This is a genomic window from Polynucleobacter sp. es-EL-1, assembly GCF_018687975.1.
GTDB lineage: Bacteria > Pseudomonadota > Gammaproteobacteria > Burkholderiales > Burkholderiaceae > Polynucleobacter.
Genome location: NZ_CP061310.1, coordinates 1,179,462 through 1,191,868, shown reverse-complemented (window position 1 = coordinate 1,191,868; position 12,407 = coordinate 1,179,462). Strand labels below are relative to the sequence as shown.

Annotated in this window: 14 protein-coding genes; 12 read left to right on the top strand and 2 right to left on the bottom strand. The window is 45.8% G+C overall.

What is annotated here, in order from left to right; all coding sequences use genetic code 11:
- Nucleotides 1-25: 25 nt before the first annotated feature.
- From FD974_RS06125 to FD974_RS06070, 12 genes are all read left to right on the top strand, one after another.
- Nucleotides 26-220, top strand: a complete 195-nt coding sequence (locus tag FD974_RS06125; RefSeq protein ID WP_215363410.1) for a heavy-metal-associated domain-containing protein — start codon at nt 26-28, stop codon at nt 218-220.
- A gap of 118 nt (nt 221-338) precedes the next feature.
- Nucleotides 339-1,427, top strand: coding sequence for an iron-sulfur cluster carrier protein ApbC (apbC, locus tag FD974_RS06120; protein WP_215363407.1), 1,089 nt, complete (start codon nt 339-341; stop codon nt 1,425-1,427).
- Between the two features lie 6 nt (nt 1,428-1,433).
- The gene (locus tag FD974_RS06115) at nt 1,434-1,970 is read left to right on the top strand and encodes a DUF3305 domain-containing protein (protein ID WP_215363404.1); all 537 of its coding nucleotides are present in this window, start codon (nt 1,434-1,436) and stop codon (nt 1,968-1,970) included.
- On the top strand, nt 1,970-2,545 hold the full coding sequence (locus FD974_RS06110; protein WP_215363401.1) for a DUF3306 domain-containing protein: 576 nt from the start codon (nt 1,970-1,972) through the stop codon (nt 2,543-2,545). The genes FD974_RS06115 and FD974_RS06110 overlap by 1 nt, the downstream gene beginning before the upstream one ends.
- Before the next feature lie 11 nt (nt 2,546-2,556).
- Nucleotides 2,557-4,647, top strand: a complete 2,091-nt coding sequence (locus tag FD974_RS06105; protein ID WP_215363398.1) for a 4Fe-4S dicluster domain-containing protein — start codon at nt 2,557-2,559, stop codon at nt 4,645-4,647.
- Nucleotides 4,644-5,285 carry a molecular chaperone gene (locus FD974_RS06100; protein WP_215363395.1) on the top strand — a complete coding sequence of 214 codons (642 nt, stop codon included), beginning with the start codon at nt 4,644-4,646 and terminating at the stop codon, nt 5,283-5,285. The genes FD974_RS06105 and FD974_RS06100 overlap by 4 nt, the downstream gene beginning before the upstream one ends.
- Before the next feature lie 125 nt (nt 5,286-5,410).
- Entirely contained in the window at nt 5,411-5,632 is a 222-nt protein-coding gene (locus FD974_RS06095) for a formate dehydrogenase (protein WP_215363392.1), read from the top strand.
- 59 nt (nt 5,633-5,691) lie between these two features.
- On the top strand, nt 5,692-8,679 hold the full coding sequence (locus tag FD974_RS06090) for a formate dehydrogenase subunit alpha (protein ID WP_215363389.1): 2,988 nt from the start codon (nt 5,692-5,694) through the stop codon (nt 8,677-8,679).
- Nucleotides 8,680-8,712: 33 nt separating this feature from the next.
- A complete protein-coding gene (gene fdh3B, locus FD974_RS06085) occupies nt 8,713-9,369 on the top strand; it encodes a formate dehydrogenase FDH3 subunit beta (protein WP_215301175.1) in 657 nt (218 codons plus the stop codon).
- The gene (locus FD974_RS06080) at nt 9,369-9,605 is read left to right on the top strand and encodes a hypothetical protein (RefSeq protein ID WP_215363386.1); all 237 of its coding nucleotides are present in this window, start codon (nt 9,369-9,371) and stop codon (nt 9,603-9,605) included. The genes fdh3B and FD974_RS06080 overlap by 1 nt, the downstream gene beginning before the upstream one ends.
- A 42-nt stretch (nt 9,606-9,647) precedes the next feature.
- Nucleotides 9,648-10,703 carry a formate dehydrogenase subunit gamma gene (locus FD974_RS06075; RefSeq protein WP_215363383.1) on the top strand — a complete coding sequence of 352 codons (1,056 nt, stop codon included), beginning with the start codon at nt 9,648-9,650 and terminating at the stop codon, nt 10,701-10,703.
- A gap of 10 nt (nt 10,704-10,713) precedes the next feature.
- Nucleotides 10,714-10,983, top strand: coding sequence for a hypothetical protein (locus tag FD974_RS06070; RefSeq protein ID WP_215363380.1), 270 nt, complete (start codon nt 10,714-10,716; stop codon nt 10,981-10,983).
- Here the strand turns inward: FD974_RS06070 and FD974_RS06065 are convergent, their stop codons facing one another.
- Both FD974_RS06065 and FD974_RS06060 read right to left on the bottom strand, forming a co-directional pair.
- Nucleotides 10,984-11,694, bottom strand: coding sequence for an ATP-binding cassette domain-containing protein (locus tag FD974_RS06065; protein ID WP_215363377.1), 711 nt, complete (start codon nt 11,692-11,694; stop codon nt 10,984-10,986).
- Entirely contained in the window at nt 11,687-12,382 is a 696-nt protein-coding gene (locus FD974_RS06060) for an ABC transporter permease (RefSeq protein ID WP_215363374.1), read from the bottom strand. The genes FD974_RS06065 and FD974_RS06060 overlap by 8 nt, the downstream gene beginning before the upstream one ends.
- Nucleotides 12,383-12,407: the final 25 nt, after the last annotated feature.

Below are 12,407 nucleotides of genomic sequence, written 5' to 3'. Positions count from 1 at the left end.
TTTGACAGCTCCGAAAGGATCAAATATGCAAACTTTTAAAGTCTCAGGCATGACATGCGGCGGTTGTATTAACGCCATAACACGAGCTATTCAGGCTCAAGACTCACAAGCCCAGGTTCAGGCTGATTTGGCGACACAGGTGGTAACACTTGAAACAACCCTATCGGCAGAAGTGGCAGCTCAACTCATTGAGGATGCTGGTTTTCCAGTAGTGGCTTAGAAATATTGACGTTTTAAGCATTTTTTTGCAGGTGCGGTTAATCTACCCACTATTCAACGATTTGCACAAATGCGAACGGATATTGCCTTTTGGGTGATATTTACTATAGGAGAGAGTTGTGGCGGTTACTGTAGAAGCAGTTCAAGCAGCCTTAAAAGGTTTGATTGATCCCAATACCCAGATTGACTATGTAACGGCAAAGTGCGTTAAGAATTTGCGTGTAGAAGGCGGGGACATTAGCCTAGAAATCGTGTTGGCTTACCCAGCCAAAAGTCAGTTTGACGCTATTCGTAAAGCAGTTATTGCTGTCCTACGAGAAATTCCAGATGTTAAAAACGTGAGTGTCACCGTCAGCAGTCAGATTGTTGCCCATGCCGTGCAACGCGGAGTTAAATTACTGCCTGGCGTCAAGAATATTATTGCTGTTGCAAGTGGTAAGGGTGGGGTTGGTAAATCCACTACTGCTGTTAATCTCGCTTTGGCGTTGGCAGCTGAGGGCGCGCAAGTTGGCATGTTGGACGCCGATATCTATGGCCCTAGCCAACCAATGATGCTTGGTATTACTGGTAGACCAGAGTCTATTGAAGAAAATACGATTGAACCGATGGAAGGTCATGGGCTTCAGGCAAGCTCTATTGGTTTCTTAATCGATGCTGATGCGCCAATGGTTTGGCGCGGTCCCATGGTGACCTCTGCCTTAGAGCAATTACTCAGACAAACCCGTTGGCGCGATTTGGATTATCTTATTGTGGATATGCCTCCCGGTACAGGTGATATTCAGCTCACGCTGGCACAAAAAGTACCCGTCACCGGGGCGGTAATCGTAACCACTCCGCAGGATATCGCCTTGTTGGATGCCCGCAAAGGACTCAAGATGTTTGAGAAGGTGAGCGTTCCTATTATTGGCATCATTGAAAATATGAGCACTTATGTTTGCCCTAGCTGTGGTCATGAAGAGCATATTTTTGGCACTGGCGGTGGCGAGAAAATGTGTCAAGAGTACGGCACAGATTTCTTGGGCGCTTTACCGCTCAATTTATCAATTCGTGAGCAAGCGGATGCTGGTTTGCCAACGGTAGTTGCCGATCCTGATAGCCCCATAAGCAATATCTATAAAACCATTGCAAGACAAGTTGCAATTAAAGTGGCTGCTCTTTCGAAAGATATGAGTAGCAAGTTTCCTAGCATTGTTGTTCAAAACACCTAATTACTGATGAAGTTCGCCGTCGTCATGCGTAAGCAAAAAGTCGATAACCCTTGGATTGATTTCCGTTGGGCGGCAACAGAGGTGCTTCCAGATTATGGCCAATTTTCTTCTTCTCACCCCCCTGAAAAAATCATGGGGCAGTTTCTAGGCAGGGATGAGCAAGGAGAGTCTTGGTTGTTTACCGGATACGAGCTCGATTTGTATCCTGATGATGCTGAGGGTTACTACCTCAATGTTTCTGCAACTTTTCCATGCTGGTTTGTTATGTGGCGCATGGAAGAGGATTTTGATCAATATGTAGATGATCAATCCAAAACGCTCATTAGTTCAGAATCTAGCTTTCCAATTCCGCATCGTGTAGATGTGAGTTATAACGAAGCCGCCCACTTAATTGATAGTGGTGAAACAGTGGATAACATTCCCATGAATGATGAGCATGCTTCTTGGTTGCAGGGTTTTGTGAATCAGCATTTCCGGCCTGAGCCAAAAAAGAGGCATAAACCCGCATCCTTTAAAGGTGCCAATCGTTCTTCGGAGGATTGATGGAAAGCCGATTTTTAAGTCGATGGTCCCGCCTTAAATCGGGTAAAGCAGTTCAATCTGAGGAAGAGCTTGCACCATCGTCTCAGACGGTTGAACCAAAAATTTCCACTGATGTTCAAGACCCCATTTCATCTGAAGAAGTCAAATTGCCTTCGCTTGATGATGTTGAGAAGATTGATGAGTTGGCTCCTGATTTCTCTGCGTTTATGCAGCCAGGCGTTGACCCAGGGGTTCAGCAGGCGGCATTAAAAAAAATGTTCTCTGATCCCCACTTCAACATCATGGACGGTCTTGATGAATATATTGATGATTATTCAAAGCCCAATCCTATTCCATTGGCCATGCTAAAGCGTATGGCCCAATCCGATATGCTGAGTATCTTTAGTAAAGCTGACGATCAAACTGTTACTGAAATTACTACTACCGATTCGTCTCATGCCCAATTAAATGATCAAGATACCCATTCCACCGCTTTACCTAATTCTCCAGAGAGTCGTATAACATCGACCGCTGCAACTCCTGATGATGTGCAATTGAACCCTGTGCCCATGCCTGTGGATAAGAAATCGAGTTAAGAAGATTATTAATGAGCCAAAAATTAATTTGTAACTGCAATGGAACGATGCCTCTTGATTCAAGTAAATTGGGTGTCAAGATACACACTGCCTTATGTAGGCAAGAACTCAATTCGGTCGTGGATGCATTTAACGGCGATGATTCTCTTATCATTGCCTGCACGCAGGAAGGCGCCTTGTTTAATGAGTTGGCAGCGCAATCGGAAAAACCCTTAATTGCACCATTGCGTTTTGTAAATATTCGTGAGGTTGCTGGGTGGACACAGGAAGCTCTGTCATCTTCTCCAAAAATTGCTGCGTTGCTTGCCTTGGCTGATATGCCTGAGGCTGACCCTGTTCCGGTCATTAATTACGAGAGTCAAGGTCGCACATTGATTATTGGTGCTGGTGAGCAAGCCATTCCTTGGGCCGAACAGTTGGGCGATGTATTGGAAGTCTCTGTTCTCTGTACTGAACCAAGTCCGCTGCCATTATCAAGAGACTTTCCTATTTATTCTGGCTCAACAAAGTCGATAGAAGGATATCTTGGGAATTTCACAGTGCAGTGGGAGTTAGAAAACCCCATTGATCCTGAGATGTGCACTCGCTGCGGTGCTTGTGTTGAGGTTTGTCCATCTGGCGCGATTAATGATTCATTTCAGATTGATTTAGATAAGTGCAAATCTCATCGCAAATGTATTACGGCCTGCGCCAGTATTGGTGCGATCAACTTTGATCGGGTTGAGCGTAATCGCACTGCTCAATTCGATTTAATTTTAGATTTACGTTCAAAGACTCATATGCGTATGAGTCAAACTCCTCAGGGATATTTTGCTCCGGGTACTGATCCGCTGGAACAATCATTTGCTGCTAATAAGCTTTTGAGTCTAGTAGGGGAGTTTGAGAAGCCCAAGTACTTTGCTTATAACGAAAAAGTTTGCGCCCATGGTCGAAACGGTAAGGTCGGTTGTAATGCTTGTATAGAGGTTTGTTCAACAGCAGCCATTACTTCGCTTTTCAAAAATGGGCAAGGTACTGTTGAAGTTAATCCAAACTTATGTATGGGATGCGGTGCTTGCTCCACTGTATGCCCATCGGGTGCGATGCGGTATAACTATCCAAGTGTTTCACACCAGGGCAAAGAAATCAAAACTTTGGCAAATGTTTTTTCTCAAGAGTGCGCTAAAGAAAATAAATCTGTTAGTCCCGCGCTCCTGATACACACCCTGAAAGCTGGCACAAACCTAATCGATGCGCTTGGTCGCGCTGCCCATTTAAATCCAAGTCGATATGAAGGATTACCTTCCTACTTAATCCCCTATGGCGTTGAGCATATTGCCTCAACAGGAATGGACCTATGGTTAGGCGCATTGAGTTATGGCTTTAGTGAGGTTTACTTATTGTTGTCAGGTGAGCAAGATCCTGCTTATCAAGCTGCTTTGCAAACACAGGCTGAGCTCTGCAATGCAATCTTGGCGGCATATGGCTTTGAAGCGCGTATCAGTTTGATCCATGCAGCTGCATCAGATGACATAGCCCCAGTTTCATTGGCGATGGGTCAGTTGCGTCAACGTGGTCCACTCGCAGCAGTGTGCACTCCCGCTACTTTTGGTTTAAATAATCAGAAGAGAGAGACGATAGAAGCAGTTTTAGGTCATTTGGAAAAACAGGCAAAAACAGCTTTGCCTGAGGCAGGTGCTCCTTTGCCGGCCTCCTCATTACTAGGCGGCTTAAATATCAACAAGGATGCATGTACGCTTTGTATGTCATGTGTTGGCAGTTGTCCAGAAGGTGCGCTATTAGACAATCCGGACGAGCCTAAGTTGTCCTTTATAGAGAAGCAATGTGTTCAGTGCGGCATCTGTGTAACCGCTTGCCCTGAGCACGCTTTGAGCTTGATGCCACGCTTATTGAGCGTTGATCAAAGAAAGCAACGAGTTAATTTAAATGAGACCAAGCCTTTTCACTGCATTAGTTGTGGCAAGCCCTTTGGGACTCTCAAAATGGTTGACCTGATGTTGACCAAGCTTGGTGCACATGCCGCCTTCTCTGGACCAGCAATGGAGCGCTTAAAGATGTGTAGTGATTGTCGCGTAGTAGATATGATGAAGAATGAAACATGAGTGAATTAGAAAAAGATCAGAAGATTGCAGAAGTGGGTGATGTTGGCTTGCCTGAAGATTTAGCCAGGGCTGACTTATATGGTTTGATAGCCCGCTTCTTTTTATTACCCCCTGATCAGGAGCTGCTTGACCAGATAGCGGCATCTATCCCAGAGGGGCAGGGCAGTGCTGATGAAGCGCCACTCGCTCGACTATGGGATAACCTGGTGGAATTAGCTAAAAATAATCCTGCTCAAGCATGGAGAGATGAATTTGATGCGAACTTCATTAGCGTTGGTAAGCCAAATGTTGTTCTCAATGCATCTTTTTACTTGGCAGGACATCTCAACGAAAAGCCTTTGGTGGAGATTAGGCGCTCTTTAGACACATTCGGTCTGGAAGCTGCCGAGAATATTACTGAAACTGAAGATCACATTGCTGCCTTGTGTGAGGTTATGCGTTATCTCATCGCTGGCGACGATGTGGAGATTTCCAACCTGACAAATCAAAGGATCTTTTTTAATGCCCATATTCGTCCGTGGTATGACGAATTGTGCGATGCAATAGAAATAATTCCGGACATGCGTTTATATCATTCAGTTGCTGCCTTGACCCGTGAATTCATGGCAATCGAAGCCCAGGGCTTCGATATGATTTGATGTTGCATCGCATCATTTTTCTATGATCAATTCACCGAAAAATATATTTATTGTTATATATGCAAAAAATACATTTACCAATTACACTTTGACATAGATCAATTTGCACTACAAAGGAGTTTGCGATGAGCACTAAGTCCACCAGCACAGTTACTGAAGAAAATAAACCTTCTCGTAGGAAATTTTTCATTGGAGCAGGCGCTACTGTTGGCGCTGTCGCAGTTGCTTCACAAACCACAATTGGTAATGCGGTTATTCAAGAAATCGGCAGCACTGTTTCAGGAGACAAAGAAGGCTATCAACTCTCCGCTCACATTCGTAAGTACTACGAAACCACTTTGTTGTAATCCGTTCTAATTTTTTAGCTACTCCTTTTATAAAACCAAAATTTTTTCAGGGGCAATAAATGAGCCTGACTCGCAAATCTAATACACCTCAAAGTAGTCGTTCAGTCCCAGCATCACGCCTAATCGGCAGCCTTTCACGCGGACTCAAAGCAGCCGTTCCAACAATGGATCGCCGCCAGTTCCTCAAGCGTTCAGGCGTCGGCGTTGGCGCTGGAATTGCTGCAAGCCAACTGACTATGGTTCAAAAGGCAGTGGCTGAGCAAAGCAAAGCAATGCTAGATGGCAAAGCTGGAAAAATTGAAGTCAAGCGAACTGTATGCACCCACTGTTCAGTAGGTTGCGCAGTTGATGCAACTGTGGAGAATGGTGTTTGGGTTCGTCAAGACCCCGTCTTTGATTCTCCAATCAATTTAGGTGCTCATTGCGCAAAAGGCGCAGCACTTCGTGAGCATGGTCATGGTGACTTCCGCTTACGCACACCAATGAAGTTGGTTGATGGTAAGTATCAAAAGATTTCCTGGGATCAAGCATTAACTGAGATCACAGCGCAGATGAAAGACATTCGCACTAAGTACTCTCCAGATGCAATGTATTTCATTGGCTCATCAAAACAAAATAATGAACAAGCGTATTTGTTGCGTAAGTGGGTATCTTTCTTTGGAACCAACAACACAGACCACCAAGCTCGTATCTGTCACTCAACTACAGTTGCAGGTGTAGCTAATACTTGGGGCTACGGCGCCATGACAAATAGCTACAACGACATGATGAATTCGAAAGCAGCTTTGTATATTGGTTCTAATGCCGCTGAGGCGCATCCAGTATCCATGCTGAGCATGTTGCACGCTAAAGAAAATGGTTGCAAATTAATTGTGGTTGACCCACGTTACACCAGAACTGCAGCGAAGTCTGATCAGTATGTTCGCATTCGTTCTGGTACTGATATTCCTTTCTTGTTTGGTGTCCTCTATCACATCTTTAATAACGGCTGGGAAGATAAGAAATACATCAACGATCGCGTCTATGGCATGGACAAGGTTCGCAAAGAAGTAATGGAAAAATGGACTCCAGCCAATGTAGAAGAAGCTTGTGGTGTTCCAGAAGCTCAGGTTTATAAAGTTGCCGAGACTATGGCAAAAAATCGTCCAAGCACCATTGTTTGGTGTATGGGACAAACTCAGCACACCATTGGTAATGCGATGGTTCGCGCCTCCTGTTTATTGCAGTTGGCATTAGGTAATATCGGTAAGTCCGGCGGCGGCGCAAACATTTTCCGCGGTCACGACAACGTGCAGGGTGCAACTGACGTTGGCCCTAATCCAAACTCACTGCCTGGTTACTATGGCCTAGCTGCTGGATCTTGGAAGCATTTTGCGACTGTTTGGGGCGTAGATTATGAGTGGATTAAGGGTCGTTATGCACCTGGCATGATGGAAAAATCAGGCACCACTGTTTCCCGTTGGGTTGATGCAGTGCTTGAAAATGATGACATGATCGACCAAAAAACCAACGTTAAAGGTTTGTTCTTCTGGGGCCATGCACCTAACTCTCAGACACGCGGTTTAGATATGAAGCGCGCAATGGATAAGTTGGATCTTCTGGTTGTGGTTGATCCATATCCAAGTGCAACTGCTGCAATGGCTGCTATGCCTCCTGCAGAAGGTCAAAAAGTTAATAAGAATCGCAACGTTTATTTGTTGCCAGCTTGCACCCAGTTTGAAACTCAGGGATCTGTCACTGCTTCAAATCGCTCGATTCAGTGGCGCGAGAAGGTTATTGATCCGTTGTTCGAATCTGTACCAGATCACACCATCATGCAAGCATTTGCTGATCGTTTAGGTTTTGGTAAGGAGCTCTCCAAAAACTTCAAAATGGTTACTGGCAAGTATGCTGGTCAAGATTGGCCAGAGCCAGAAATTGAGTCTATCTTGCGTGAAATTAACCGCAGCGTTTGGACTATTGGATACACAGGCCAGACACCAGAGCGCTTGAAAGCGCACATGCGCATGATGAGCGTCTTTGATCCGAAGACATTGCGCTCTCGTGGTGGTGTAGATAAGGTGACTGGCTACGATACAGCTGGAGACTACTTCGGCTTGCCATGGCCATGCTATGGCACAGCTGCGATCAAGCACCCAGGCTCACCAAATCTTTACGATACAAGCAAGTCAGTCATGGAAGGCGGTGGTAACTTCCGCGCGAACTTTGGTGTAGAGAAAGATGGCGAGAGTTTATTGGCTGCTGATGGTTCTTACTCTAAAGGCTCTGCGATCAAAACTGGCTACCCTGAGTTTGATTCTGTCTTTATGAAGAAACTTGGCTGGTGGGATCAGCTAACAGATGCCGAGAAGAAGCTTGCTGAAGGAAAGAATTGGAAGACAGACTTGTCAGGTGGTATTCAGCGCGTTGTGATGAAGAATGGTTGTCATCCATTTGGAAACGCTAAGGCGCGTGCGGTAGTTTGGAACTTCCCTGATCCAATCCCAGTCCATCGTGAGGCTCTTTACAGTACAGACCTTGCAATGATGGAAAAATATCCTACATCGGACGATTTGAAGAACTTCTGGCGCTTACCAACGTTGTTTAAGACAGTTCAGCAAAAGAATATTGCTGACAAGCTCTATGAGAAGTTCCCAATTACCCTCACTTCTGGCCGTTTGGTTGAGTATGAAGGTGGAGGAGACGAGACTCGATCCAACCCTTGGTTGGCAGAGTTACAACAAGAGAACTTCGTAGAGATTAATCCTAAGGCTGCGGCAGTTCGCGGTATTCAAAACTGGGATTATGTTTGGGTTAAATCTCCAACTGGCGCAAAAATTAAGGTAAGAGCCTTGGTGACTGAGCGTGTGGATGCGAAGACTGCATTCGTCCCATTCCACTTTGCGGGCTGGTGGCAGGGCGCAGACATTCGTAAGTACTATCCAGTTGGAGCGGCTCCTGTTGTGCAGGGTGAGGCAGTAAATACTGCAACCACCTATGGTTACGATCAAGTGACCATGATGCAAGAGACCAAAACTACGATGTGTCAAATCGAAAAATTTGCCTAAGTCTAACTAAAGATAAAGTCAGGAGAATAAGCTATGGCAAGAATGAAATTTATCTGTGATGCAGAGCGTTGCATTGAATGTAACGGCTGTGTAACAGCGTGTAAAAATGAGAATGAAGTTCCTTGGGGAATTCAGCGTCGCCGTGTTGTGACGATTAATGATGGAATTATTGGCGCTGAAAAATCAATTTCAGTGGCCTGTATGCATTGTTCTGATGCGCCTTGTATGGCGGTTTGTCCAGTAGATTGTTTTTATCGTACGGATGAAGGTGTTGTTTTGCACGATAAAGATATTTGCATTGGTTGTGGCTATTGCTCTTATGCCTGCCCATTTGGTGCACCTCAGTTCCCAAGTCAAGGAACCTTCGGTATGCGCGGCAAAATGGATAAGTGCACATTCTGTAGTGGTGGTCCAGAGGCTAATGGTAGTGTTGCGGAGTTTGAGAAGTATGGTCGCAATCGCTTAGCTGAGGGTAAGTTGCCTCTATGCGCTGAGATGTGTTCAACCAAGGCCTTAATCGGTGGTGACGGTGATGTCATTGCAGATATTTTCCGTGCTCGTGTTGTAGCTCGTCAAAAGCATGGCAAAAATGTTGGCGCTGATGTATTTGGCTGGACAACTGCCTATGGTCAGCCTGGAGCGAAGACGCCGACACCAACGCCTGCTGCAAAAATTCCGGGAGCTAAATAATGAAATTCAATTTTAAGATCCTCGCCCTGTGCGCTACTGCTGTCGGAATCTTGGCTGGCTGCTCTGAGCCTCCACAGGCTGGCATGAGCGCAGCTAAGCGCCCAGATGTTGCGCCATATATGGGTGCAAATGATGGGTTTATGACAAAAGGTTGGACTCCTGGTAATGAGCTGAGCTGGAAAGAGGCGATTAATAAGCGCAACCAACAGCAAACTGAATACACCCGTATTAAGTAATCAGTTGAGATTATCTACAGTTAGCCGTTTGAGGACACTCGCATGAAATCATTTACAACCAGCGACATACGCCTTTGGGTGTTGGCAGCGGGTATTTCACTCTCAATGATGAGTGGTGCCAGCTTTGCGCAACAACCAAATGCTGCGGCACTTCCTAAGGTTGAATCAGCCAATATTATGGATATAGGGCGTGCGGCAGATGCAAGTCCGCAAGCGCAAATTGAGGCCGCTAAAAATCAGCCAGGCAATAACTCACCTGTATGGCGCACAGTCAATAGCGATACGCCAAACTTTGTGAATGGGCCCGTTACTGAGCGTGGAGTGCTTATTCAGAAGTCTGGTCAACAGTGGCGCCTTATCCGCAATGGTGTGATTACCGTGTTTGGGGCTTGGATACTAGCATTTGCTTTCTTTGGTGTCTTGGCAATGTATACCTTGCGTGGCCCAATCAAATTACACGAGCCACTTTCTGGAACTAAGATCAAGCGTTTTACAGATCTAGAGCGTTATACCCACTGGACTATGGCTTTTAGCTTTGTGGCTTTGGCATTTACCGGATTACTCATTCTGTACGGTAAGTTTTTCGCATTGCCTGTGATGGGTGGAACCCTGTTTGGAATCTTCTTGTTTATTTGCAAGAACATCCATAATTTTGTAGGTCCACTATTTACCCTGAGCATCATCGTCTTTTTCTTCCTGTTTGTGCGTAAGAACATGCTTGAACCTGATGATATGGCTTGGATTAAGTCGTTTGGTGGTCTGCTATCTGGTAAACATGTTCCATCAGGATTCTTTAATTTTGGCGAGAAATTTTGGTTCTGGTTTGGTATGGTCTTTTTAGGACTCATCATCTCAGCCTCTGGATGGGTGCTGGATATGATTGTCCCTGTCCCTGGAATTGAGTACTGGCGTGGCACTATGCAGGTGGCGGATATTATTCATGCTTCGGCTGCCTTATTGATGACAGCTATGGCAATGGGGCATATCTATATCGGTACCATTGGCATGCAAGGCTCAATCGATGGTATGAAAACGGGTTATGTTGATGCTACTTGGGCCAAAGAGCATCATGAAGTTTGGTACAACAAAGTTAAATAAGGACGAAGCCATGAAAAAAATCATTGCCTTCACAATTGGCGCTCTGGTAGCAAGTTCTGCCTTTGCTTTTTTTCCGCCACTGTCTCCAGAAGCTCAGGCTGCTGCTGACTTAAAAAAGGCTAAAACAGCTTATGCTGGTAAGGTTGGTGCATTCAAGCTTTGCCAGGTGCAAAATAAGATTGCAGACCAATATAAAGTCTCAGGCACTCCAGCGCCAGGTGCATGCGTTGCGCCACCACCTTTTGTGCCACCGGTTGCAGCTGCGCCAGCAGCAAAGTAATTAGTCAGCTATTAACTCTTGATGCAGGTAGCGTTTAGCTGCTTGCGTTTGGGGATTGGCAAAGAAAGGACCTACGGGTCCTTTTTCTTTTATCTCGCCATGATCAATGAATATGATGTATTCCGCCAATCTCTGAACTTGGGCAAGCTGGTGGGAGGTAAAGATCACCTCTGAGCCCATAAGCTTAAAGTGGCGAATAATTTGCTCCACCTGATCGGTAGTGTTGGGGTCAAGATTGGCGGTTGGTTCGTCGAGCAAAACCAAGTGGGGCTTTTGCAAAATAGCGCGACCTAGGCAGAGTTTTTGTCTCTCGCCAGCAGAAAGTTTAAGTGCCGGACTGTTGGCTAAGTTACTAAGACCAATTTGCAGCATTACCGCATCAATGTCCTCAAGAGAAATGCTGGGGTCAACGTCTCTCACCATGGCGATATTGGTTCTGGCAGATGCCTTAATCATGGGGGTATGATGCAGCACCAGAGATGATGAGTGCGTATTTGAGGAATGGGTTACGGAGCCGCTATCGGGTTTAATCAAGCCATCTAATAGCTTTAACAAAGTTGTTTTTCCAGCTCCGTTGGGGCCAATGCAGGCACAAATGCGGTCAGCTGGAATAATCGCATGGGGAATATTGAGAATAGTGCGACCATTGCTGTTGACAATGACATCTTTCAGTTCGATGAACTTGGAGAAGGGGTTTTGGGTGCTATCCATAACGACGCTCTGCAATTTGTCTAACAACAAAAGTAAATAGATTAGCCAGGAGAACAATACCTAGCAGTACGATTCCCAATGCTAGAGCAAGGGGTAGGTCGCCCTTGCTAGTTTCTAGGGCAATTGCCGTGGTCATCGTGCGGGTAGCATTTTCAATATTGCCACCGACAATCATCACTGCACCAACCTCGGAGATAGCCCTAGCCAAACCAGCCAATACCGCAATAGTGAGGGAGAAGCGACAGTCCCACATCAACCATTTCAGCGACGATAAGCGGGGGAGTCGCAGGGCCATAAAAGAATCCCGATGAATTCTCCAGGAATCTTCCAGAATTTGGCGGCTCAAGGCGGCAATTAAGGGTGTTGTCAGTAGAGTCTGAGCAATAACCATGCCCTTGATCGTAAAGAGCCAGCCCCAGACCCCCAGAGGGCCGCTTCTGGAGAGTAGAAGGTAAACCACGACGCCTACAATCACCGTTGGAACGCCCATCAGCGTATTTAAGGTGACCGTAATAGCCTTTTTACCCCTAAATTCCTCGGTAGCAAGGAGTGCTCCAATGGGCAGGCCTATAAGTGTGCCAAAAAGGAGTGCAGTGAAGCTTACCTGTAAAGATACCAAGACAATCCCCATCACTGCCGCATCTAAGTGGGCTAGCAGTGCAAAGGCATCCTGAAAGGTGATTAACATGGGCTTGATTCTAGCAAGGGGATGG